The 25,222-nt window shown below is 37.2% G+C and carries 17 protein-coding genes and 1 tRNA gene; 12 read left to right on the top strand and 6 right to left on the bottom strand.

The window, feature by feature from the left end; genetic code table 11:
- Positions 1–3: 3 nt before the first annotated feature.
- The 3 genes from ACFIKY_RS07190 to ACFIKY_RS07180 all read left to right on the top strand — a co-directional run bounded on the left by ACFIKY_RS07190 (position 4) and on the right by ACFIKY_RS07180 (position 1,472).
- The gene (locus ACFIKY_RS07190) at positions 4–222 is read left to right on the top strand and encodes a hypothetical protein (protein ID WP_375661593.1); all 219 of its coding nucleotides are present in this window, start codon (positions 4–6) and stop codon (positions 220–222) included.
- A gap of 24 nt (positions 223–246) precedes the next feature.
- On the top strand, positions 247–1,032 hold the full coding sequence (locus tag ACFIKY_RS07185) for a DNA adenine methylase (RefSeq protein ID WP_375661592.1): 786 nt from the start codon (positions 247–249) through the stop codon (positions 1,030–1,032).
- 65 nt (positions 1,033–1,097) lie between these two features.
- Positions 1,098–1,472 (top strand): helix-turn-helix domain-containing protein, encoded by a 375-nt coding sequence (locus tag ACFIKY_RS07180; RefSeq protein WP_375661591.1) that lies wholly within the window; start codon positions 1,098–1,100, stop codon positions 1,470–1,472.
- Positions 1,473–1,561: 89 nt separating this feature from the next.
- Here the strand turns inward: ACFIKY_RS07180 and ACFIKY_RS07175 are convergent.
- Positions 1,562–1,636: transfer RNA gene (locus ACFIKY_RS07175), tRNA-Glu, on the bottom strand.
- Positions 1,637–2,889: 1,253 nt separating this feature from the next.
- Between ACFIKY_RS07175 and ACFIKY_RS07170 the strand changes: the two genes are divergently transcribed.
- Positions 2,890–4,206 carry a homoserine dehydrogenase gene (locus tag ACFIKY_RS07170; protein ID WP_375661590.1) on the top strand — a complete coding sequence of 439 codons (1,317 nt, stop codon included), beginning with the start codon at positions 2,890–2,892 and terminating at the stop codon, positions 4,204–4,206.
- A gap of 143 nt (positions 4,207–4,349) precedes the next feature.
- Entirely contained in the window at positions 4,350–5,336 is a 987-nt protein-coding gene (glpX, locus tag ACFIKY_RS07165) for a class II fructose-bisphosphatase (RefSeq protein ID WP_015856516.1), read from the top strand.
- A gap of 104 nt (positions 5,337–5,440) precedes the next feature.
- On the opposite strand, the gene ACFIKY_RS07160 is transcribed toward glpX, so the two are convergent.
- A complete protein-coding gene (locus tag ACFIKY_RS07160; protein ID WP_015856515.1) occupies positions 5,441–6,547 on the bottom strand; it encodes a branched-chain amino acid aminotransferase in 1,107 nt (368 codons plus the stop codon).
- Between the two features lie 305 nt (positions 6,548–6,852).
- Here ACFIKY_RS07160 and ACFIKY_RS07155 point away from each other — a divergent pair, with 305 nt between their 5' ends.
- Positions 6,853–7,125: a membrane protein gene (locus ACFIKY_RS07155; RefSeq protein WP_015856514.1), complete on the top strand. Its 273-nt coding sequence runs from the start codon at positions 6,853–6,855 to the stop codon at positions 7,123–7,125.
- Positions 7,126–7,304: 179 nt separating this feature from the next.
- On the opposite strand, the gene ACFIKY_RS07150 is transcribed toward ACFIKY_RS07155, so the two are convergent.
- From ACFIKY_RS07150 to ACFIKY_RS07140, 3 genes are all read right to left on the bottom strand, one after another.
- Positions 7,305–9,842: an SPOR domain-containing protein gene (locus ACFIKY_RS07150; RefSeq protein ID WP_375661589.1), complete on the bottom strand. Its 2,538-nt coding sequence runs from the start codon at positions 9,840–9,842 to the stop codon at positions 7,305–7,307.
- 151 nt (positions 9,843–9,993) lie between these two features.
- On the bottom strand, positions 9,994–11,751 hold the full coding sequence (argS, locus tag ACFIKY_RS07145) for an arginine--tRNA ligase (protein ID WP_375635884.1): 1,758 nt from the start codon (positions 11,749–11,751) through the stop codon (positions 9,994–9,996).
- A gap of 30 nt (positions 11,752–11,781) precedes the next feature.
- Complete coding sequence (locus ACFIKY_RS07140) at positions 11,782–12,984, bottom strand: deoxyguanosinetriphosphate triphosphohydrolase (protein ID WP_273788204.1); 1,203 nt, start codon at positions 12,982–12,984, stop codon at positions 11,782–11,784.
- A 108-nt stretch (positions 12,985–13,092) separates the two neighbouring features.
- Here ACFIKY_RS07140 and ACFIKY_RS07135 point away from each other — a divergent pair, with 108 nt between their 5' ends.
- The 5 genes from ACFIKY_RS07135 to glmS all read left to right on the top strand — a co-directional run bounded on the left by ACFIKY_RS07135 (position 13,093) and on the right by glmS (position 18,634).
- Positions 13,093–13,416, top strand: coding sequence for a HesB/IscA family protein (locus ACFIKY_RS07135; RefSeq protein ID WP_375635885.1), 324 nt, complete (start codon positions 13,093–13,095; stop codon positions 13,414–13,416).
- A 39-nt stretch (positions 13,417–13,455) separates the two neighbouring features.
- Positions 13,456–14,442 carry a carboxypeptidase regulatory-like domain-containing protein gene (locus ACFIKY_RS07130; RefSeq protein ID WP_375635928.1) on the top strand — a complete coding sequence of 329 codons (987 nt, stop codon included), beginning with the start codon at positions 13,456–13,458 and terminating at the stop codon, positions 14,440–14,442.
- 46 nt (positions 14,443–14,488) lie between these two features.
- Positions 14,489–15,274, top strand: a complete 786-nt coding sequence (locus tag ACFIKY_RS07125; RefSeq protein WP_273788202.1) for a cytochrome c biogenesis CcdA family protein — start codon at positions 14,489–14,491, stop codon at positions 15,272–15,274.
- Positions 15,275–15,288: 14 nt separating this feature from the next.
- Positions 15,289–16,638 (top strand): bifunctional UDP-N-acetylglucosamine diphosphorylase/glucosamine-1-phosphate N-acetyltransferase GlmU, encoded by a 1,350-nt coding sequence (gene glmU / locus ACFIKY_RS07120; RefSeq protein ID WP_375635886.1) that lies wholly within the window; start codon positions 15,289–15,291, stop codon positions 16,636–16,638.
- Positions 16,639–16,810: 172 nt separating this feature from the next.
- Positions 16,811–18,634 (top strand): glutamine--fructose-6-phosphate transaminase (isomerizing), encoded by a 1,824-nt coding sequence (glmS, locus tag ACFIKY_RS07115; RefSeq protein ID WP_375635887.1) that lies wholly within the window; start codon positions 16,811–16,813, stop codon positions 18,632–18,634.
- A gap of 393 nt (positions 18,635–19,027) precedes the next feature.
- Here the strand turns inward: glmS and recG are convergent, their stop codons facing one another.
- Positions 19,028–21,136 (bottom strand): ATP-dependent DNA helicase RecG, encoded by a 2,109-nt coding sequence (gene recG, locus ACFIKY_RS07110; RefSeq protein ID WP_375635888.1) that lies wholly within the window; start codon positions 21,134–21,136, stop codon positions 19,028–19,030.
- Positions 21,137–21,537: 401 nt separating this feature from the next.
- Between recG and dnaE the strand changes: the two genes are divergently transcribed.
- Positions 21,538–25,005: a DNA polymerase III subunit alpha gene (gene dnaE, locus ACFIKY_RS07105; protein WP_375635929.1), complete on the top strand. Its 3,468-nt coding sequence runs from the start codon at positions 21,538–21,540 to the stop codon at positions 25,003–25,005.
- Positions 25,006–25,222: the final 217 nt, after the last annotated feature.

Here is a 25,222-nt window from a genome sequence, read left to right as displayed (position 1 = left end):
AAGATGGTCAAGAAACGAAGCAGCAAAGATAAAGATCTTACAGAAAAAGAACAACAGCTTCTTCACGAGATGATAGAGACCTATCAAGGCTTAAAGATGATGTCACGCATCATGAAATTGATAGCCTTTATTGTCTTTATGTTTGTAATAGATTTTTCCCGTTTTGTGGACGCCATAGAGAATAGCTTCTCACACCTCAAAAAGTGGATAACAAAAAGTTAAATATCAAATCTCTCCTTTAAAAATATGATGAAACAAGAATTCACACAAACATTGTTTGCGTGGATGGGTGGTAAACACTATCTACGTAAGAAAATTATACCGATTTTAAATAGCATTGACCATGAAACCTATGTTGAACCATTTTTAGGTTCTGGTGTTATTTTTCTAAATAAAAGACCAGCAAAATATTCCGTGATTAATGATTTGAATGGAGAGATCACGAATCTGTTTCAATGTGTTCAAAATGACTTTGATGATTTAGCCAAACGACTAGAATGGTTTGTTTGTTCAAGACAGTTGTTTTTTGAACTTGCGGCGATTGAACCAGAGAGCCTTTCCAAAGTTGAAAGAGCCGCACGTTTTTTGTTTCTCCAACGTTGTGTGATGTATGGGAAAAAAGATTATGTCTCTTTTAGTTTTGGAAGGAAAAGAACGGCAGAGTTTAATCCCGAAAAGCTGTTATCAAGGATGAGACGTGTTAGACAGAAGCTTCTTGATACGACAATCTTAAATTTATCATGGGATCGGGTTGTCGAGCTTTTTGATGCACCCGACAGTTTATTTTACCTAGACCCGCCTTATCTTGTAAAGAAGAAGTGTTACAGCTCTGGGAATTTTGTTGAAGATGATTTTGTGAGTATGGCAAAAGTTCTCAAAAGCATACAAGGCAAATTTGTCTTGAGTCTCAATGATTGTGATGCGGTTCGAGAGATCTTTAAGGATTTTGACTTTTTAGAATTAGAGACCCTTTGGACATCTGGTTTTGCTAAAAAAACACCCCGAAAAGAACTCTTGATTCGCAATAATTGAAGAAAATCATAAAAAGATTTGTTAGAATCAGAAGAAAATATTTCTTCTCTAATAGGACTTTTTATATGGTTACATCTTTTGGTAAAATTTTACGGAAACTTCGTATTGATCACTCAGAACGCCTCTTAGATATGGCTAAGAAATTAGACATATCTGTAGCATTTTTATCTTCTGTCGAGATTGGAAAAAAATCTGTACCGATTGGCATGGAAGAAAAGATCATAAAGCTTTATGGTTTAGATAAAGCTATGGCTTCTCTCTTAAAAAAAGAAGCCTATTCTTGTCGAAAAAGCATCATAATAAAACCTTCTACTCCGTTGCAACGTGAAACTGTTGTTGCGTTTATGAGACTTTTAGATGGCTTACATCAAGAAGCGTTAGCAGACTTCAAAGAAACATTAGAAACATTGTGCGAAGCGTGCTTTATAGAGAAATGTTAGAAAATCCTATTCCCTAACTTTTATCCACGTATCCCGTACTTTAAAAAAGATATATAAAATCAATAGATTGTGTACAGTAAAAAGAAACATGGTACGCCCAAGGGGAATCGAACCCCTGTTTCCGCCGTGAAAGGGCGATGTCCTAACCGCTAGACGATGGGCGCAAACCATTGATGAGGCTTATAGAGAGGATCTTTTTACTTCGCAAGCCCTCTGTGTCATTTTTTTTGAAAAAAGTGTGTTTTATTGAATAATTTTTGAGCAATTCCTGTTTGGATTGTTTCTTTTCAGTTTGAGTAGTAGGCAAAAATGATCAAAATATTATTTTAAATGTGTTTATTTTTTGCATATTTTATCGTTTGTTATCTTTGCTTGCACATGAGAATATTATTTAACTTGCCTGAAAGAGCCTTTATACAGAAGATTTCTCATTTGAACTTATCATAAAGCAAAAAACTGTATAATTTGTGAAGTAAAAAGACAATATTTATTACCAAATAAACAAATAATACCAATCATACAAAAGTTTTTTGAGGCATAAGCCATAGCTTAGTTTCAGTTTTAAAAATATAAATAGATTCTGTATGATGAAAATGAAAATATTAAAGCAATTTTTACAGAATATATTAAAAATATTTTTCTTATCTTTACTTTTACATATTTATAAGGAAATTAAAATTAAAACCCCTTCATTTGTTCCCTCAAATGTTGAGAAGGTTATTTATTTGAAAATGAATTAGTATGGGTAAAGGGTAGATTGAGGTTTTTGTCATTTCAATTCGCTAGTTTTTCAAAGGGGTGGCAGTAAGTTTAGGTAAAATATTTGAGTTTTGCAAATTTATTCTCCATATTTATAACATTTCAGAATTATGGTGTGCACATATTAAGTCTTGTTTTTTACTTTAATGTAAGGTTCTATTTTGATATATAAGTGCATTAAGATTTTTGCATTAAAGATTTATATTTCAAACTATGGAATGGTAGGAAGAAATGTGTTATTATTTACTGATCTACTTTGTTTTATCCATTCTCTTAATTTATCATATGAAAGAATGTTTTTTGTTCCGTATTTGTTAATTTAGAAGAGATGTTTTTATTCTTTCTTACTAAGTCCTTAATATTCTTTAACTTGTTATTGATTATTTTTTAGAACTTTTCTTTATGGCAACTTGCATTTATCAGTTTTACAGATTTTTATTCTGAATTAGATATTTTATAAAGATTCTGAAATCTTTGAAGACAATAAATATTATATTTTTAGGAATGTTGATTGAACAAGCGGGGATAATTCTATTGGAGAACATGAAGTGAATAGAGCGGAGTATTTCTTTTGTTCTTATGGATGTAAGTACTCTTTGTGTTGATTGGCACATCATTTAAACGATTTTTCAGTGAAGATAGGGATCAGTGGTTAATAATGGCAGAAGCTTTAAAAGTTGGTGTTGCGGGACTTGGTACGGTTGGTACTTCAGTTGTTCGAGCTCTATGTGAAAAAGCGAATAGTTTAGCTTGTCAATGTGGGCGATTTATCAAAGTCGTTGCTGTTAGTGCGCGCGATAAAAACCGTAATCGTGGAATTGATCTCAGTGATATAAAATGGTTTGATTCAGCTGTGGAGTTGGCTGCTTCTGATGAGATTGATGTTTTTGTAGAGTTAATTGGTGGTGAATTGGATGTGGTGTACACCGCTGTTAAGAGAGCGCTTGAGGCGGGACATCATGTTGTAACAGCCAATAAAGCCCTTCTTGCTCGACATGGAGTAGAGCTGGCTATAATTGCAGAAAAAAAGGGTGTTTTTCTTCATTTTGAAGCAGCTGTTGCAGGGGGAATTCCTGTCATCAAAGCGATGAGAGAATCACTTGTCAGTAATCACATATCGCGAATTTATGGTATTCTCAATGGAACCTGTAATTATATATTAACACGCATGTTTACGGAAGGTCTTTCATTTAAAGATTGTTTAGCAGATGCACAGAGACTTGGGTATGCTGAAGCAGATCCAAGTTTTGATATTGAGGGAAATGATACTGCTCATAAATTAGCTTTGTTGACAAGCTTGGCATTTGGAACAGCTGTTTCGTTAGATGATGTTTATGTTGAAGGAATTCATAATATTTCGCAAATTGATATTCGAGCAGCTGATGAATTAGGGTATCGGATTAAGCTTTTAGGGGTTGCATTAAAAACGGATTCTGGAATAGAGCAACGCGTTCATCCGACAATGGTACCAACATCTTCAATGATTGCACAGATAAATGGCGTAACCAATGCTCTTTGTATTCAAAGTGATTTATTAGGTGAATTACTGTTTTCTGGTCCTGGCGCCGGAGGAATGGCAACAGCATCAGCCGTTATTGGTGATTTGGCTGATATAGCAAAAGCGCGTTCTGGTTTTCAGTATGCACCTGTTTTAAGACGTCCAGCATTAGAACTTACTCCTCATAAAAAAGCACGTATTTCGCATCATGCAGGGGGTTATTTTATTCGTTTAAATGTTCATGATCGTACTGGTGTTTTTGCCGCGGTTGCAAGGCATATGGCTGATAATCACATCTCATTGGAGTCGATTGTTCAAAGATCTTTTGTAGAAGATCAAATTGAAAAAACAATTATTTTAATTACGCATGAAACAACAGAGGTGAATGTACGACAGGCACTTGCAGAAATTGAAAAAGATGGACATCTTGTTGCAAAATCTCAATTTATTCGTATTGAGCCTATGGCAGAGAATTGATAACTTTCTTGATAATGACAAAAAGGCAAGCTTGAGTTCTTTTGTCTCTTGTGGAAAATTTTCATTTTTGCCAAAAACTTTATTCTTAGTATTTAATAAGGACTCATATTTTTTCTGGTATTCATTCGGTAGGATTTTTTCATATGCCCACAACTCAGAAGATTTTAAATGGACTTGATCGTATTTTGACGCTTGAATTGGTACGTGTTACTGAACGTGCTGCTGTTGCTGCTGCACGCTGGCGCGGGCGTGGCGATGAAAAAGCTGCGGATCAGGCTGCTGTAGATGCAATGCGGCAGGAACTTAATCGATTGCCTATTGATGGTACAGTGGTGATTGGTGAAGGTGAGCGGGATGAAGCGCCTATGCTTTATATTGGAGAAAAAGTAGGTCTTCAAAGTGGATTGGCGATCGATATTGCACTTGATCCATTAGAGGGAACAACACTTTGTGCTAAAAATATTGCCAATTCTTTGGCAGTAGTTGCAATTGCTGAAAAAGGTAATCTCCTTTACGCTCCTGATGTTTATATGAAAAAAATTGCTATTGGTCCTGGTTATCCAAAGGGAGTAGTAGATATAGATGCTTGTCCTACCGATAATATCCATGCTCTTGCGAAGGCTAAAGGAGTGGCTGTTAATCAGATTGTTGTTTGTATTATGGATAGGCCTCGTCATGAAAAATTAATTAATGAAGTACGAGCGACAGGGGCATCGATTCGCTTGATTGGGGATGGAGATGTTGCTGCTGTTATTGATACAACTGATCCAGAAGAAACAGGTATTGATATCTATATGGGGATTGGGGGAGCACCTGAAGGTGTTTTAGCTTCTGCTGCTTTGCGCTGCATTGGAGGACAGATGCAAGGTCGTTTGCTGCTAGATACAGAAGAGAAAATTGCTCGTGCAGCTAAAATGGGGATTAGTGATCCCAATAAAGCTTATACAATGGAAGAAATGGCAAAGGGTGATGTTTTGTTTGCAGCAACAGGGGTGACAGATGGCAATATGCTTTCTGGTGTTAAATTTACATCTCGTTACATTCAAACGGAAACTCTCGTGATGCGCTCCCATACGGGTACAGTCCGTAATATTAAAGCGCAGCATAGAGATCATTCAAAATTTGATTAATGTTTTCTTTTTTCGTCATTAAAAATAGAGGGAGTTTTTTAGGAAATATGCTTCCATGAATCTATTTTCATGGAAGCATTTATAGATATGAGAATATCTTATTATTATGAGAGCTGGACAGAATGAACCCAGCCATTTTTATCTTCTATGTTCCCTTTTTGAAGGCCAACCAATTGTGTACGAAGCTGCTTTGTAACTTCTCCAACTGTTTCATTTCCAATAATAAATTCTCCCCCTTTATATTTAAAACGACCAATTGATGTGACAACGGCAGCTGTACCACAAGCAAAGACTTCTTTAAGGTGTCCACTCTTTGCATCTTCTTGAAGCGCTGCAAAAGAATAAGGACGCTCTTCTATTTTTAATCCCATTTGTTGAGCTAATCTTAAGATTGAATCACGAGTTATCCCTGGAAGAATAGTGCCGTTAAGCGCAGGGGTTACAAGTGTACTATCTGCCATAATAAAGCAGACATTCATACCACCAAGTTCTTCAATCCATTTATGTTCAATCATATCAAGAAAGAGTACTTGGCTACAATTATTTTGCGTTGCACACTTTTGTGCCAGTAAGCTTGCTGCATAGTTTCCTCCACATTTTGCAGCGCCTGTGCCCCCTGGACCAGCGCGGCTATAATCTGTTTCAATCCATACACTGACAGATTTTTCTTCTCCTTTGAAATAGGATTCAACTGGAGAGGCTATGATACAAAAAAGATATTCTTGAGAAGGGCGGACTCCCAAAAAGTTTTCATTGCCAAACATAAATGGACGGATATAGAGGCTAGCGTTGGGATGATCAGAAACCCATTTTTGATCAATTTTTACTAATTGATGAACGGCATCCAGAAAAATATCTTTTGGCAATTCTGGCATAGCTAAACGCCTCGCTGATTCTATAAAGCGTTGTGCATTGGCATCAGGACGGAAGAGCAAGATGCGCCCATCTTTTGCTCGATATGCTTTTAAACCCTCAAAAATTTCCTGTCCGTAATGTAAAACGGTACTTGCAGGGTTAATTTCTAAAGCTTTGTATTGAGAAATGATGGCATTATGCCAGCCTTTGTCTTCAGTCCATTGAATAGTACACATGTGGTCTGTAAAAAATTGACCAAAACCGGGATTTTTTAAAATTTCTTCACATTTTTCTTCTGACAGAGGAGATGGGTGTTTTTCTATTTTAAAGGGAAGCGACGATATAGGAGATTTCATAAAAAACCTTTTGAGTATGTTTCATTTTTATTAATAAAAATAATGAGATATTTTGATCACAACTCTATTATTAACAAAACCTTTGTGTCAATGTTTTATTATAAAACACAAAGAGGTTTATTATAGAATTCAAAGGCTATTATAGATATTTTAATTCTACTCTCGCCTCTTTTTCTCAACTTTATAAAGTAAGCTGGAACTTTTTTCTATAATTATCGTTTTCTCAAAATAGGTATCTGAATAATTTCATATATGCATATTGTCTAGAAATTAAAAGGTAAGGGAATTGAGAAAAGGAATCTACTATGATTGATAAAAATTATCACACATATGAAGAACGTATGGCAGCAGAAAGAAGAGATAGTGAACAACGTGTTTCAATTGCTAAGGGTATTTTTGCTATTCTTCTTGCGGTCGTTATTATCTGGTTTGTTTTTGGTTTTTTAGGATCTTTTTTTGCAAAATCTCCTGAACATAGTTCGCGTTATAATACTCCAGAAACAAGCCAAAGCGTAACAACGCCCAAAAAAGATTTAAATTCGCTTCCTTCTGTACCTTATACTTATAAGGGTACGTAGTGATTTTTTCATAAATATAATCTTTTAGATAGGACGCAAATCGACGTAGATTAAAGAATAAAGTCAGAACAAAGACATGAAAAAGATTAGACGATTTTAATTTCTGAAGTTTTTGATAAGTAATTAAATGGTATGGAAATAAATAATGCAACGGTTTTAATAACCGTTGCATTATTGGTTTAGCGTGTGATGAAGCAACTTCCTCCAGAACTTTTAATGGATTCACAAAGGATTATGGCTTCATTACGGTCTTGTGTTTGAATCCGAACACGGTAATAAGTACCTTTTCCTGGTATAAAAGCGGGTTGAATATTTAAAGAACGGGCACCGATAAGGAATCCAAATTTAGATTTCATATTTTTTAAAGAACTTCTAGCTAGCTCATGCGTTGGCTGAGATGCAAGTTGTACGTAATAACTTTCTGAATTTTGTGCTGCGACTCTGTTTGGTGATGTGGGGCGAGATGCGGCGGGTGTTTCAACTTGTGTATTTCTTTCTGCATGAGAAGGAATAGGGATAAATTTTTCTTCAATATTTGAGCTAGAAGTATTTTCTGCGATTATTTTATCAATATTATTTTTGAGATCAAGGTCTATTTCTTGATTGTTTATATCAGAATCATGCGACGAAACAAGGGACGAATCTTGAAGTTCATTAGGAGGTTGATCAATGTTTTCTTCAGATTGAGCAGCAGTTTTGCTCTTTGTTTGATGTACGGGAGCTAGTGTAACTGTACCATCTTGATTTACAATAACAGTTTGTACTTCTTGCGTGGGAATAGTATGGTTTATGGCTTCTGTGACTGCATCTTCAACATCAGATTCATTTAAAGACGAAGATGAAGCGTTTGAAGATTCTTCAGGATTTAATTCTTTTAAATTTTCAGGTTGTTCAGAGCTATCAATAAGAAATTGTTGTGTGTTTTCTTGTTTTTCATTTTGTTCAGTTGTTTGCTTATAGATATCTAAATTATGTACAACATCATTTTTCGGTTCAGTTGTTTCTGGTTTGAATTTAAAAGGCGAATTATCAGCGTGGATAATGATCGTTTCTTCATTTTTTTGTGATGGCATAAAAAAGTGCGAATAACCAGCAAATCCAATTCCTATTAAAATAAGTATAAAAATACCTTTAATGAAAGTTTTACCAAAAATAAAACTTTTTAAGGGAGGAGGAGCTGGTGGATGCGTGGGAACCTCATCTGAGCTTGTGTATGATGAATTCTCGCTAAAAGGGGGAAAATTATATTCCATATTGGCAGAAGAAAAATAGTCGGAATTTTGTTCTTTAGAGTTTATATAAACACCTTCTTTTGAATTTTGCATAGACTGATGAAAAACTTCACTAAAAACCTCATTTTTCTGTTGTTTTTGAGAAAAATTATCCGTTGGGACATTTCCTACATTAAGTACATCAGCAAATTCTTCTTCTAAACCACCACTAGTTGGCACATCATATTCTGGCGCTTCATACGGGACTTCTGGAACCATAATAGGGCCAGTTTTTTCTACGATTTCCTCTGAAAATTTATAAGTATCAACATTGGGAGGGGGAGTATCTCTGTGCGTATAGTTATGGGCAAAAAAGCCATCCGTTTGTTTTGTATTCAAAGAGGCTGATGAGGAAAGAAACTCATCTGAATTATTTTCATTATATGAAATTTCTCTATTTGGGTTAGAGGTACCTTCGGTGTTATTGATGTATTGGGCTTGAGCCTCATTATATATTGGAACTTTTTCGCTATAAGTTTCTTGTTGTGAGGGGTTTTCTTCAAAAAAATGGGGATAATGGGTTGTATGATCTTCTTGTGAAGCCCCCTTTAAATAAGATTGTCTATCAACTGGTGGAGAACCCAAAGGTGAGGAGAAGGTACTTTTTGTTTGATTTCTTGCAGTGTTTTGTCTTTCTGACATAAGGTTAGAAGATGAGAAAAACTCATTTGCCTCTGTAGAAGAGGAGACATCAGGATAAGAAGAGGAGACATCAGAATAATCTTTTTTGGTCCAAATTTCTTGATCAGCTGAAATTTTATAGGGATGGTTTACAGGAGTGTCATAGAGGTTTTGATTGTCATCATAAGTTTGTTGTATATTCGTAGTTTTAGGCTGTTGTGAATTTGTTTGTGAAAAACGATTGGTTTGTTCAACAGATTCTGGAATCTCTTTCTTATTTTCGCGCCTTTCAGATTTATCAAAAAAGAAATTTTCTGATTCTGATTGTGAAATAAGATTACTTTTTTTAAGAAACGGATCAGCACTGGTTGCTGTTGTTTTCTGTTGAGGGGATTGATTCTTTGGGATTGGTAATGGAGAAAGCTCATCTAAAATTTGTTCTTCATCATGACTGCTAGGTGAAGAATATTTCTCTTCAGATAAATTATTTTGTTTTGAATGGTTGAAAGAAACAGTTTGTGCAATATCTGAGGCTGTTGCGTTGCTGGTTGCATGCAAGTCCCATTGTTTTTTTTGATCATCAAACGGTAAGTCATGTGCTAAATTATTTTCAAGTTCCTCTTCTAGAAAGGACAAATCAAAATCATCATCATGGGATGATGTTTCGGGGTGAGATGTTGATCGATCTGTCTGTAAAGAAGATTGCTCATTTTGGTTTCCGCTTTGTTTGTGCGGATTAAAAATGCGCGTAAGCCTTTCCAAAGGATCATGGTGTTCATGATCGTGTTTTGTTTCGTGTAGATTTTTGCGATCGTTATCGCTCATAGCTTTTCTCACATGGTGATTTGCATCTGCGTGCAATCAATGGTTGATTTTGATTTGTTATATTAAAATTATAAATTCTCCCCCTCTCATGCAAGGATACATGAAAAAGTTTATCAATAGAGTACCTATTGTATGTATTTATAGAACTTTTTCAACGCATTTCTATTGGTGCTTCGACTCCTATGATGGTAAGTCCTGATGATAAAATATTGATAACAGCTTGTATCAACCCCAATCTTGCAAAGGATAACTCTTTATCATCAGGTTGAATAAAGCGTAAATTGAGATTTTCACTCCCTTTATTCCAATGGGTGTGAAAGCTGGAAGCAAGGTCATAAAGATAAAACGCTAATCGATGCGGTTCCTTATGAACGACGGCCTGTTCAATGATACGTGGATATTCAGAAAGTTTGCGTATTAACAATATTTCATGGTCATCTGTTAATCGATGAAGATGGGCGATTAATGTATCATTTGAAAAGCTTTTAATATGAAGCGCTTCTTGTGCTTGACGAAAGACTGAGTGACAACGTGCACTTGCATATTGTACGTAAAAGATGGGGTTATCTTTTGATTGTTCTGTTACTTTTGCAAAATCAAAATCAAGAGGTGCTTCACACTTACGGTATAGCATCATAAAACGCACAGGATCACGCCCAACCTCTTCGACAACATCGCGTAGAGTGACAAAAGATCCTGCTCTTTTTGACATGCGTACAGGATGACCGTTGCGAAAAAGTTTTACCAATTGACATAAGAAGACGCTTAATTTAGCTTTATCCCCAGAAATTGCTTTTGCCATTGCCTCTAGCCGCTTTACATAGCCAGCATGGTCTGCGCCTAGAATATAAATCATTTCATCAAAATGACGATTAAATTTATCCCGAAAATAAGCAACATCAGCAGCAAAATAAGTGTAAGAACCATCAGATTTAACTAAAACACGGTCTTGGTCATCACCAACATTTGTTGAACGGAACAAAGTTTGTTCACTTGGTTCCCAATCTTCTGTATTTTGTCCCTTGGGAGGGGGGAGTTTTCCTTTGTAGATATAACCATTTAAAGTGAGGTCGTTGATGGTGTTACGAATGGCGCGTGCATTATCTGCATAAAGCATTCGCTCAGAAAAAAAGATATCATGATAAATATTAAGAGCAGCCAAATCTTCGCGAATCATGGTCATCATTGCATGAATTGCACGTTCTTTTACAAGAGATAAGGCTTCATCTTTATCCATCGTGAGGAGTTGATCACCAAACTCTTGAGCAAGCGATTGTCCCAATGGTATCAAGTATTCTCCAGGATAGAGCCCTTCTGGAATTTCATTAATTTCTTGCCCAAGAGCCTCACGATAGCGCAATAGTACAGAGTGGGCGAGGACTTCGATTTGTTGACCAGCATCATTGATATAATATTCTTTTGTAATGTTATAGCCCGTAAATTGCAGCAAATTGGAGAGAACATCTCCAACAACCGCTCCGCGGCAGTGTCCTACGTGCATTGGTCCTGTCGGATTTGCTGAGACATATTCAACATTGACGCGTTTTCCTTGTCCCATTGGGATACGACCATAAGAAGTGCCTGATTCAAGCATGGATTTTATAGCATCTTGCCAAAATAATTTTGTAAGCTTTATGTTTATAAAACCAGGACCGGCAACATCTATATTTTCGATAGAGGAATCATTTTTAAGAAGTTCTATGATTTTATCTGCAAGTGCACGTGGATTGATTCCAATAGATTTTGCAAGCACCATAGCAGCATTGGTTGATAAATGACCATGGGAGGAATCACGCGGAGGATCAACAGTGATTTTTGATAAATCTAGATCTTCTCCATTTTTTCCTTTTATATCAGATAATTCAATTGATCTCTTAATTTTTTTTTCGAAGTTTTTAAAGATATTCATATTTAGCTTCCATGATGATGCCAAAAGCCATTAGACGAAATTATCTGTATGGTCAAATAAACGGTGATATTCACGTAGAGCGTAGTGATCTGTCATGCCTGAAAGAAAGTCAGCAATCAAACGTGCTAACTCTTGATTTTTTAAGTGCACTGTTTTGCTCTGCCAACTTTCAGGCATTGTATTTGGATTTTCATAATAACAATTGAATAATTTTTGTACAATGCATTTTGCTGCATTGCGACGACTAAGAACTTGTTCATGGTAGTAAAGATTTTTAAATAAAAAGTTTTTTAGTTCTTTTTCATAAACGGTCATTGTTGGTGAAAAGGTAACAATAGTTTGTTTTGCTTGGTGAATATCGTTTATGCTTGTTGGTTTGATGCGTGCTAAATTTTCTTGTGATTGTTTGATAACATCTTCAACCATGGTTGTTATTTGTCTTCGTACAAGTGTGTAACCGCGACGCGCTTGGTCGAGGTGGGGATGCTCATCTGTTATATCTTTTAATATTGCTGCTGTTAGTGAAACATGTTCAAATTGATCGAGTGTTAAAAATTGCGAACGTAGACCATCATCAATATCATGCGCATTGTATGCGATATCATCTGCAATAGCAGCACATTGCGCTTCTAGTCCTGCAAAACAATCGAGTGCAAGGTCTTGCTCTGCATTGTATTGTAAAATATCGATAGGAACCTCCTTATTCTTCGCGTGAGGACCTAAAAGGGGACCATTATGCTTTACAAGTCCTTCGAGGGTTTCCCATGTAAGGTTAAGTCCATCAAAATTTGCATAGCGCTGTTCTAGTTTTGTGACAATGCGTAATGCTTGTGCATTATGATCAAAGCCGCCATAATGTACCATGGCTTCATTAAGTGCATCTTCTCCAGCATGGCCAAAGGGCGTGTGTCCAAAGTCGTGAACAAGGGCAATGGCTTCGGCAAGGTCTTCATCAAGGCACAGGGCACGGGCTAATGTTCTTGCAATTTGAGAGACCTCTATGGAATGGGTTAGGCGAGTACGATAATGATCGCTTTCATCAGCAATAAACACTTGCGTTTTATGTTTAAGACGTCGAAATGCATTAGAATGGATAATACGATCTCTATCTCGTTGAAAAGGTGAGCGTGTGGTGCTCATCGTTTCATGGAATAATCTACCACGGCTTGTTTGCGGATGAGCACTGTACACTGCTCGAGATTGGTAATTGAAGTTGATATTGCCTATATCCATTGCAAGCTGCCCATTATCATTTTAAAATTGAGAGTGGTTTATGACAAATAAACTTCTCTTTGAGTATGGGATACTCTTTCTTGATGGTTTAATGCAAGGATATATAAAATGAATGTGAAAATTTCAGATGTTGCTGCCCAAAAAATTGCACAGATACTTTTGCGTGAACCCGATAAAATAGCATTACGTATTTCTGTTGAAGGTGGTGGGTGTTCTGGTTTTTCTTATAAATATGACTTGGTTTCTGACATGTGTAAAGATGACCTCGTTCTCAAAAAAAATGGGGCAGTTGTGTTTATTGATTTACTATCACTTCCTTTCATGGAAGGAGCTGAGATTGATTTTGTTGATGATCTTATGGGGCAGTCTTTTCAAATCCACAATCCCAATGCTGTTTCATCATGTGGTTGTGGTGTAAGTTTTTCAATCTAAAATGATGGCTTTGTGATATTGTTTCTTGAAAAAAATATCATGTTGGTCAACAATGTGAAAATGGGTATTCTTATAAAAATAGTGCACCGATGTGTATGGTTGTGCGTGGTGCTTACTTTATTGATCTGGAGTCACTGTGCTTTTTCTGAAGAAGAAGGGCAAGATCAGCAGCAGGGACAATCAAGGAGTTTTATTGTAAAGTCTCAAGAGCAGGGAAAAGAAAATTTAGCATCTCAAACACAACTCATTTTGAATGCTCGATTAACAAATAGTCATCCGGGTATTGAAAAAGGGCTTGTCTGGCGGGTTTATGCCCCTATTTTAGGGATTGATAATAAATTACCATTAGTGGCAATCCATAAGGGGGGAAGTGCACGTTTTGATCTCGAACCAGGAAGTTATCTTGTTCATGTCTCATTTGGTCATATGAGTGCTGTGCGCCATATTCGCCTAGAAAATGGACAGAGTCTTGTAAAAAACTTTAATCTTGAGGCTGGTGGTGTCATTTTAAATGCAACACTGCTTAATGGTGTAATGAATGAAAAGGAATTACGTTTTACCATTTATGAGGATGAAAAAGAAAATGATGATACGGGGGTGATTTTATCAAATGTTAAACCCCAATCAGTTGTACGTTTAAAAGCTGGACGCTACCATGTTGCTTCCCATTATGGTTCTATTAATGCGACGGCTCGTTCCGATATTCAAGTGGATGCTGGTAAAATGACAGAAGTTACCCTTGAACATCAGGCTGCTCAGATTGTCTTAAAGCTGGTACGACAAGAAGGAGGGGAAGCGCTTGCAGATACAAGTTGGTCTCTTGCCAATGATTCTGGTGATATCGTTTATGAAACAGTTGGTGCTTATGTTTCACTCGTGTTAGCGGAGGGAGAGTATATTGCAATTGCTAAAAATAAAGATAAAATCTATCAAAAAGTTTTTTCAGTCGTTTCTGGTCATGATGAAGATATAAGTGTGGTGGCGAATGAGCAAAATATGCAACGAATTGATGAAGATGTGGATTGATCGTTGTTCATGGGGGTAAACTATGATGAGAGACGGGGTATGAGTTTTGATTGAAATTTCAACAGTTGGTGTGTTTTTTGCTGGGGCACTCTCTTTTTTGTCGCCCTGTGTTTTGCCATTAGTTCCTCCTTATTTGTGCTATATGGCAGGTGTTGGTATTGATGATTTTCGTTCAGAAAATCGTGATGAGAAAGTCTTTATACGGTGGGCTTTATTGTCTTCTGTTATTGCTTTTGTTCTCGGGTTTACGACTGTTTTTGTTGCTTTAGGTGCCAGTGCTAGCACAATTGGGAAATTCATTGGTTATTATCGTGATTGGTTCGCCCTTGCTGCTGGAATTGTCATTATTATTTTTGGTTTAAATTTTTTGGGGATTTTCAAGATCGCTTTTTTATTTCGTGAAGCGCGTTTTCAGACCAAAAAAACACCTGCTGGTCCTTTAGGCGCGTATATTATTGGGTTAGCTTTCGCTTTTGGTTGGACACCGTGTATTGGCCCCATTTTAGGCCCTATTATAACGCTTGCTGGAACAAAAGAAACTGTGGGAGAGGGAGCTGTTCTATTAGCGGTTTATGCATTAGGTCTTGCTATTCCTTTTATGTTGGCAGCTTTATTTTCGAGCAGTTTTATGCGATTTTTAGGAGCTTTTCGTATTCATTTAGGAAAAGTTGAAAAAATTATTGGTGTTTTTCTTATTCTTACAGGGATTTTGTTTTTAACAGGCTCTATGCAGGATCTTTCATTTTGGCTTTTAGAACATTATCCTTCGTTGAGTTATATTGAAGATATTCGTTGGCACGATATTATGAATTTTTTTGGATTTTCTCGTTAGTCTTATGTGTTTTTATGGTTAGAAGTTGTCTTTCTATTGTTCTTGCTGCAGGTGAAGGGACACGCATGAAATCGTCTCTGCCTAAGGTACTTCATAAAATTGCTGGATTGCCTCTTATATGCCATGTTCTAAAACAAATAGAATTGGCAGGCTCTTCACAATTAGCAGTCGTTGTGGGATTTGGTGCTAAGGAGGTTACGCACGTTGTTCAGTCATTTGTAAAAGATGCGATGATTTTTGAACAAAAAGCGCGTTTAGGAACAGCTCATGCTGTTTTATCTGCTCGTTTAGCTTTGCAAAAGGAAGTGGATGATATTCTCATTGTTTTGGGGGATACGCCTCTCATTCAGCAAGATTCATTGCACCAAATGCGTGCACAGCTTGCTGATGGAGCAGATGTTGTTTTTGCAGGTTTTCATACCCAAAATCCAACAGGTTATGGGCGTCTTCTCGAGAAAAATGGTCAATTGATCGCAATTGTAGAAGAAAAAGACGCTAGCGATGAAGAAAAAAAGATTTCTTTTTGTAACGGTGGAATACTCGCTATGCGTGGAAAACATGCACTTTCTCTTTTAGAGAAGGTTGGTAATAACAATGTGAAAAAAGAATATTATTTAACAGATATTGCTGCTCTTGCAACACGCGAAGGATTAGATGTGCGTGTTGTTGAAGTTCCTTTTGAAGATATTGTAGGAATTAATAACAGTCTTGAGCTTTCTGAGGCTGATTCTTTGTGGCAAAAACGTAAAGCGCGCGATTTAATGTTATCGGGTGTTACACTCTTAAAACCAGAGACACTCTATTTTTCTTATGATACAGAAATTGAACCAGGGGTGGTGATAGAACCAAATGTTTATTTTGGATTAAGCGTGAAAGTACAATCTGGTGCTGTTATTCATGCATTTAGTTATCTCGAGGGTGCTGTGGTTGGTAAGGATGCACAGATTGGTCCCTATGCACGTTTGCGTCCTGGAACAGAGTTGGCGAAGTCCGTAAAGATTGGAAATTTTTGTGAAGTCAAACAAGCTAAGGTAGGAGAATCTTCTAAAATCAATCATTTAAGTTATATTGGTGATGCCGAAATTGGTGCACATACCAATATTGGAGCCGGTACGATTACTTGCAATTATGATGGATTTAACAAATATAAAACCATGATTGGTGATTATGCTTTTGTTGGGTCTAATACGGCACTTGTTTCCCCATTAGTAATAGGGGATGGCTCTTATGTTGCTTCAGGAAGTGTTATTACTGAAAATATTCCTATGAACAGTATGGCTTTTGGGCGTGCACGACAGGTTATAAAAGAGGGCTATGCGACAAAATTTCGAGAGCGCTTGTTAGAAAACAAACAGAAAAAATGATTATTTTCAGTCTATTCCTTTGTTTCGTGTGAATCTAACGATGGATAGGATGTTTATTCTTAAAGATTGCCGTACTCCATGTTTGAATTATTTTATTATTTATAGTTTTAAATAAAGGCTGTTGGATTGTTTTATAAGATTTAAATCTTAAGATGTGGGTTGGAGCTTTTTAATGTGTGGAATTATTGGAATTATTGGAAAGAGGTGTGTTACGTCCTCTTTGGTTGAGGGGTTAAAACGTCTTGAATATAGAGGGTATGATTCATCTGGGGTGGCAACAGTCCATAATGGGCATCTTTATCGTGTACGTGCTGAGGGGAAGCTTGTTTATTTAGAAGAAAAATTAAAAAAAACACCTCTTGAGGGAAGTTTAGGGATTGGTCATACCCGTTGGGCTACGCATGGAATTGCTGTTGAACGCAATGCGCATCCCCATGTGACTGAAAAGCTTGCGATTGTTCATAATGGTATTATTGAAAATTTTGTAGAATTGCAAAAGGAACTCATAGAAGATGGTTATATCTTTGAAACAGAGACGGATACGGAAGTTATTGCACATTTAATAACGCGTGCATTAAAAGAAGGTCTTTCTCCGCAAGAAGCTGTACGTACCAGTTGGAAAAGGCTGCAGGGGGCTTTTGCTATTGTTCTTATTTTCGAAGGTGAAGATAACCTTATGATTGCGGCTCGTTCTGGTCCACCTCTGGCAATTGGTTATGGAAAAGATGAATTTTTTGTGGGGTCAGATGCGATTGCTTTGGCACCATTCGTTGATCATATTAGCTATATGGAAGATGGGGATTGGGCTGTTCTCACACGGGAAGGCGTCAAAATTTATGATGTATATAATCAACCGGTAAAACGTCCTGTGACAACATTACTTGAAGAGGCTTTATTGATTTCTAAGGGTAATCATCGTCATTTTATGCACAAGGAAATGTTTGAACAACCTGAAGTGATTTCTCATAATTTGGCGCATTATCTTGATCTTGGAAATTATGCCGTTCGATCATTTGAGAATTTGATTGATTGGAAAAATATTCATCGTCTCCTTTTTGCGAGTTGTGGAACGGCTTATTATTCAACCTTAGTTGCGCGCTATTGGTTTGAGAAATTTGCCGCTTTAAGTGTTGATAATGATGTTGCTTCGGAGTTTCGTTATCGTGAACCTCCTATAACGTCTGATGTGTTGTCGCTGTTTGTTTCTCAATCTGGTGAGACAGCTGATACATTGGCTTCTTTGCGTTATTGTCGTGAGCGGGGTGTAAAAACAGCAACAATTGTGAATGTAGAGCAATCAACAATGGCAAGGGAGGCTGATTTTATTCTCCCAACACTTGCCGGACCGGAAATTGGTGTTGCGTCAACAAAAGCTTTTACCTGTCAATTGGCAACGCTTGCTTCACTAGCACTTAGTGCTGCTAAACAACGTGGCTATCTCTCGGTTCAAATGGAACAGCAATTGGTTCAACAATTGGCAGAAGTTCCACGTATTTTAAATGAGGTCTTAAAATTAGAGAGCAAAATTGAATGTATTTGTCGTGATTTAGTGAATGCAAAAAGTGTTCTTTATCTGGGACGTGGGACTTCTTATCCGATTGCTTTGGAGGGAGCCCTTAAATTGAAAGAGCTTTCTTATATTCATGCTGAAGGTTATGCGGCGGGTGAGTTGAAGCATGGACCAATTGCTTTGGTGGATGAGACAATACCTGTTATTGTTGTTGCACCTTATGATCGGTGGTTTGAAAAAACTTTTTCTAATATGCAAGAAGTGGTAGCACGTAATGGTCGTATTATTTTAATAACCGATAAAAAAGGAGCAGAAGTAGCTTGTCTTAAGACTTTATCAACGATCACTTTGCCAGAAGTTCCAGAATTTATTTCTCCTATTATTTATGCACTCCCTGTTCAGTTAATCGCTTATCATACGGCTGTTTTATTAGGAACAGATGTCGATCAACCCCGTAATTTAGCAAAATCAGTCACGGTTGAATAAAAGTATATTTCTGAATCTTTGGGAGAATAATCAAGTGTAAGAAATTGATTTATAATGATAGCTTATTTTTTTCACTTTTCTCTGTTGAACGAGAATATCGGAGACGGGATTTTTCTTTCTAAATTCTTTACGATAAAATAAAAAATATTTTCTGACCTGTCAAAAAATAGATCAGCTATGTGAATATAATGATAGAAAAAGGCGCAATATTTCTTCTACTGTTTTAATGCAAGAATAATTTAGATTGAAAGAAAAGATGCTGTTGTTGGTTTGTCACTCTTTCATGAAGCATAAAGATGGTAAGGGATTGTATAGATCATTTATGGTTTATTCTAAGAGAGAAAATCGTATTTGAACAGAGAGGTATTTTAATTTTTTATTAGAGGGGCTTTGTTATCCTGCTCGCAAGAGGCGTGTAGCATCATCGTGTCCGAAAAGATAAAGCAGCAACTGTAAAGCTTGTCCTTGCTGAGAAGAAAGATGAGGATCGCGTTGTAAAAATAAACGAGCATCTTTTCTTGCCATTGACAAAAGATCGCTATGAACTGCAAGGTTTGCTATATGAAATTCAGGGACTCCGGATTGTTTGGTACCTAAAAGCTCTCCTTCGCCTCGCAGGCGCCAATCTTCTTCAGCGATTTCAAAACCATCTTCTGTATTGCGGATAATATTAAGGCGTGTTGCTGCTGTTTTAGTCAGAGGATCTTTATAGAGCAAAATGCAGGAAGATTTTTTATTGCCTCGTCCTACACGTCCACGTAATTGGTGCAATTGTGAAAGGCCAAAATGTTCCGCGTGTTCGATGATAATGATCGAAGCATCTGGAATATCTACTCCCACTTCAATGACGGTGGTTGCAACTAAAATACGTGTATTTCCACATTTAAAAGATGCCATAGCGGCTTCTTTTTCTGCTGTAGACATTTTTCCATGGATCATACCAACGTGTGCACCAAAGCGTTCATGGAGAAATGCAAAGCGGTTTTCAATTGAAGTGAGATCAAGAGCTGTCGATTCCTCCACTAAAGGACAAATCCAATAGAGCTTTTCTCCTTTTTCTAATGCAATTGCGATTCGCTCTATAAGCTCATGAAGACGTTTCAAAGAAAGCATTGCTGTTGTAATGGGTTGTCGTCCCATTGGTTTTTCTGTAATTTTAGATACATCCATATCACCAAAAGCTGTTAAGACAAGTGTGCGCGGAATGGGCGTGGCGGTCATAACCAGCATATCAGGTTTATTGCCTTTTTCTGTAAGAGCGATACGTTGATGGACACCAAAACGGTGTTGTTCATCGATAATGGTTAAGGCAAGATTGTTATAAGTAATGCTGTTTTGTATGAGAGCATGGGTTCCGATGATAATAGAAACTTGACCTAATTGAATATCATTCAAGATATTTGTCCGCAATTTCCCTTTTTCTCGTCCTGTTAAAAGAGTTGTTTGTAATCCGACTTTTTCGGCAAGAGGAGCAATGGTGGAAAAATGTTGCCTGGCAAGCACTTCGGTTGGTGCCATTAAAGCTGATTGTCCTGAATTTTCAGCAATTTGTGCCATTGCCATCAATGCAACAACAGTTTTTCCTGCGCCTACATCACCTTGAAGCAGTCTTAGCATCGGTTCTGGCGAAGCAAGATCCTTCGCGATATCTTCTACTGCTTTTTTTTGTCCGGTTGTGAGTTGAAAGGGGAGGACATTAAGCAATTTTTTAGTATAAATTCCTGTTGATGGTCGAGAAGTGCCAACAAGAGATTTGGTTTTCAAACGCACGAGTCCTAGCGCCAATTGACAAGCGAGCAATTCATCATAGGCAAGACGTTTGCGTGCTGTACTTTCTAAGGATAGATCGTTGGTATTAATGGGCGCATGGATACGGCGTAAAGCAACAGAAAAAGAAGAAAAATTTTGCTGTTTTTTCACATTTTCATCTATCCATTCTGGGAGGAGAGGAATAAAATCAAGAGCGTTTTGTATGGCGCGTCTTAGTGTCTTTGCAGTTAGTCCTGCAGTAGAGGGATAGACAGGTTCGATGAGAGGAATCTGATTTGATTGTTCGCTTGGAGCAATATAGTCGGGATGCGCCATTGAAAATTGTCCATTAAACCATTCAACTTTTCCTGATACAGTGACTTTTTTTCCTTCAGGGAGTTGTTTTTTTAGCCAAAGAGGCTGAGCGTGAAAAAAGACTAAATTTATTTTTCCTGTTTGATCATGGGCAATAACACGATAGGGGATTTTGTTGTGACCACGGGGCGGTGGTTGATGTTGATCGATGATAATTTCGAGTGTAACAGTGTCTCCTTCTGTTACACAAGCAATGTTGGGACGCATTCTGCGGTCTATGACGGAATGAGGCATTAATTGAAGAAGATCAATAAGAGTTGCTTCGCGTTGTGTAGGATTAACATTTAAGAGTTTGCTCAGTAAACCATAGACTTTAGGTGTAATACCAGAAAGAGTTCGAATAGAATTAAAAAGAGGGGTAAGAAGACTTGGAGGCATGAGCAAATTTAACCTGCTCTTTTTGTTTTTTCTAGACCTTTAGAAGAGCTTTTTGGGGATAAAGTTATAAAGAGGAGGTCGCTTTACTTACACATTGAATTTTAGGAAGAAAATTAATATTTAAAGATAAATACAATAAAAGGGAGCTAAAATTAAAGTGCTTAGATGAGCTATATTATTTTTCTTTTTATTTTAGCTGTTTATTTGCTGTGAATAGAAGCATTTTCTTGATATAATTCTCTTATAAATATTAATAAAATTGGGATATTGCTCCTATGTAGGATGATGAATTTATAGCTTTAAAGTTATGATAAACAGAAGTTTTTTTCTTTTATAAGGGGTGCTGTTTGGCATTTATTTTGTAGTGGGAAATTGTGAGAGTGGTAAAAAATAAAAATAAAATGCAAGAGAACAAAAATTCTCTTCCTCGCTTTATTCATTTGAGAGTGCATTCAGCTTATTCCTTGCTCGAAGGGGCTTTAAAAATCCCCCAAATTATTCAACAGACGATTTCAGATCATGCACCAGCGGTTGCTATTACCGATACCAATAATTTATTTGGTGCTTTGGAATTTTCACAGCATTGTCTTTCTCATGGGGTACAACCTATTATTGGTTGTCAGCTTACTGTTGATTTTTGTGATGAAAATGATCATTCACGTTTGGCTAAATGGCGTAATCCTTCTGATTTTTGCTCTATTGTTCTGTTGGCTGCTAGTGAAACCGGTTATGCTCATTTGGTTCGTCTTGTGAGCCGTGCTTATCTTGATAAATGTGATACTGATCCTCCTTATATTAAAGCTCATTGGTTGTCGGCACACAGTGAAGGAATAATTGTTTTAACGGGAGGCAAGGGAGGGCCTATTAATCTTTCTTTAGCAGAAGAGAAAAAAGAACATGCTGTTGAACGCTTAATTTATTTGAAAAAATCTTTTGCTGATCGTCTTTATGTGGAATTACAACGGCATGGCTCTTATGATCGGAGAGTAGAAGCTGATCTTATTGAATTGGCTTATGCGCATGAAATTCCTCTTGTTGCAACAAATGAAGCCTTTTTTCTGAAGAGAGAAGGGTATGAAGCGCATGATGCGCTGATGGCTGTTTCAGAAGGACAAATAGTCTCTAATCCAGATCGTAAACGTGTGACGCCAGATCATTATTTGAAGTCACAAGATGAAATGGTTACACTGTTTTCTGATCTTCCAGAAGCTTTAGAAAATAGTGTTGAAATTGCATTGCGTTGTCATATTGCCACGCCTCTTCGAAAACCGATATTGCCTCGTTTTATAGAACAATCTGCTAATTCAGAAAATACTTTAGAAGTAGAAGATAGTGAGTTGTTAAATCAGGCTAAAGCTGGTTTGAAGATGCGGCTTGAAACAATTGGATTAGCTGAAGGGTATACGATTGCAGATTATGAGCAGCGGCTTGATTATGAAATTTCAGTTATTACGCGTATGCAATTTTCTGGATATTTTCTTATCGTTTCAGATTTCATAAAATGGGCAAAGGTTCATGATATTCCCGTTGGACCAGGGCGGGGTTCTGGTGCTGGTTCACTTGTTGCTTATGCATTGACGATTACTGATGTTGATCCATTGCGGTTTTCTCTTCTCTTTGAACGTTTTCTCAATCCAGATCGTGTTTCGATGCCAGATTTTGATATCGACTTTTGTCAAGAGCGGCGCGAAGAAGTTATTCAATATGTTCAAAAAAAATATGGACGTGATCAAGTTGCTCAAATTATTACCTTTGGTAAGTTACAGGCGCGTGCAGTTTTGCGTGATGTGGGGCGTGTTTTAGAAGTTCCTTATCGTCAGGTGGATTATCTTACAAAATTAATTCCTGCCACACCAGGAAGTCAGGTAGAATTGGCTGATGCTATTAAGGATGAACCTAAATTTGAAGAGGAAAAGAAAAAAGATCCCGTTGTTGGACGCGCATTAGATATCGCACTCCAGTTGGAGGGACTTTATCGTCATGCTTCGACTCATGCTGCTGGGATTGTTATCGGAGATCGTCCGCTTTGGGAGCTTGTCCCGATGTATCGTGATCCTCGTTCTGATATGCCTGTTACACAATTTAACATGAAATATGTTGAACAGGCAGGGCTGGTAAAATTTGATTTTCTTGGATTAAAAACGCTTACTGTTTTGAAAATGGCAGTCGATTTTGTTGCCAGAAAGGGGATTAAAATAGATTTATCAAATATCCCTCTGAATGATGAAGCAACCTACGCTATGATGGCACGTGGTGAAACGGTTGGCGTGTTTCAGGTGGAAAGTTCTGGTATGCGCAAGGCGTTGATTGGAATGAAGCCAGACCGTATTGAAGATATTATTGCGCTGGTCGCACTTTATCGTCCAGGTCCAATGGAGAATATTCCAACCTATAATGCACGCAAACATGGGGAAGAGGAAATTGCTTCTATTCATCCTAAAATAGATCATCTGATCAAAGAAACACAAGGTGTTATTGTCTATCAAGAACAGGTGATGCAGATTGCTCAGGTGCTTGCTGGCTATTCGCTTGGAGAAGCCGATTTATTACGTCGTGCTATGGGGAAAAAAATTCATGCTGAAATGCAAAAACAGCGTACGCGTTTTGTCAATGGAGCTGTTGCAGGTGGTGTTGATAAAGATCAAGCTGATATTATCTTTGATCTTTTAGCAAAATTCGCTGATTATGGTTTTAATAAATCGCACGCTGCTGCTTATGCAATTGTTTCTTACCAAACAGCTTATATGAAAGCAAATTATCCCGTTGAGTTTTTAGCAGCTTCAATGACGTATGATATGACGAATACAGATAAACTTAATGATTTTCGGCGTGAAGCATTAAGGCTGGGTATTGAAGTTATTGCACCTTCTATACAAACATCTCATCGTGTTTTTGAGGTTGGTGATAACTGTATTTATTATTCTCTTGCTGCCATTAAAGGAGTGGGAGAAACTGTTGTGGATCATATTGTTACTTGTCGAGGGGATAAGATTTTTAAGGATCTGGAAGATTTTTGTGCGCGTGTTGATCCTCGTATTGTTAACAAGCGTGCGATGGAAAGTTTAGTTTGTGCTGGTGCTTTTGATTGTTTTAACATTGCACGTGAGGTTTTATTAGCCAATCTTGGAACCCTTCATGCGCGTGCACTTCGTATTCTCGATGACAATTCTAGCGGGCAGGTTGATATATTTGGAATGGCAGGCGGATTAAAAGAACCATTGATCTTATCGCAAACAACCCCTTGGTTGCTGGCTGAGAAACTTTATCGAGAATTTCAAGCTATAGGTTTTTACTTTTCTGCGCATCCATTGGAGGAGTATCAAGCTATTCTAGACAAAAAACGCATTCAGACTTGGGTTAATTTTGCCAATGCCGTTAAAGGAGGAGCAACGGCTGCACGGCTTGCTGGAACTGTTGTGGCAAAAAACGTGCGCAAAACAAAATCTGGTAAAAAAATGGGAATTATTCATTTTTCTGATACAAGTGGACAATATGAAGCTGTTCTCTTTTCTGAGGCACTCTCGGATTATGAAGAGATGCTAGAACCCGGAAAATCTTTTATTATTACGGTGAGCGCAGAAAATCGTTCTGAAGGAGTTAGTTTGCGAATTGAAACAATTCAGTCGTTGGAACAGGAATCATTAAAACAGCATAAAATGATGCGTCTTTTTATAAAAACAGTTGATATGCTTCCACAAATTGAACAAAATTTAAATCTTGGGGGGAATGGAGAGGTTGGGCTTATTTTAATACAAGAGGATGGATTGCGAGAAGTCGAAATTGCGCTTCCTAAGCGATATAAGGTAAATTCACATGTCGCAAATGCTATGAAATTAATTCAGGGTGTTGTTGATGTAGAATTGAGTTAACAGAAAGATTAAAGATGGGAGCTGATTTTGAGTGGTGTTTTTGCTTTTAGGAGAGCTAAAAATTGAGCTTTTAAAATCGGATTGTAGGTTTCGAAAAATATTGCTTTTATTTGAGTAAATTATGATGTTTTTTAGTGTCATAGTGTCATAGTGTCATAGTGTCATAGTGTCATAGTGTCATAGTGTCATAGTGTCATAGTGTCATAGTGTCATAGTG

The sequence above is a fragment of the Bartonella sp. CR127HXZ genome, from assembly GCF_042194555.1.
Classification (GTDB): Bacteria; Pseudomonadota; Alphaproteobacteria; order Rhizobiales; family Rhizobiaceae; genus Bartonella; species Bartonella grahamii.
Note: the sequence above shows the minus strand (reverse complement) of the source record. Positions and strands in the feature narration are given on the sequence as shown.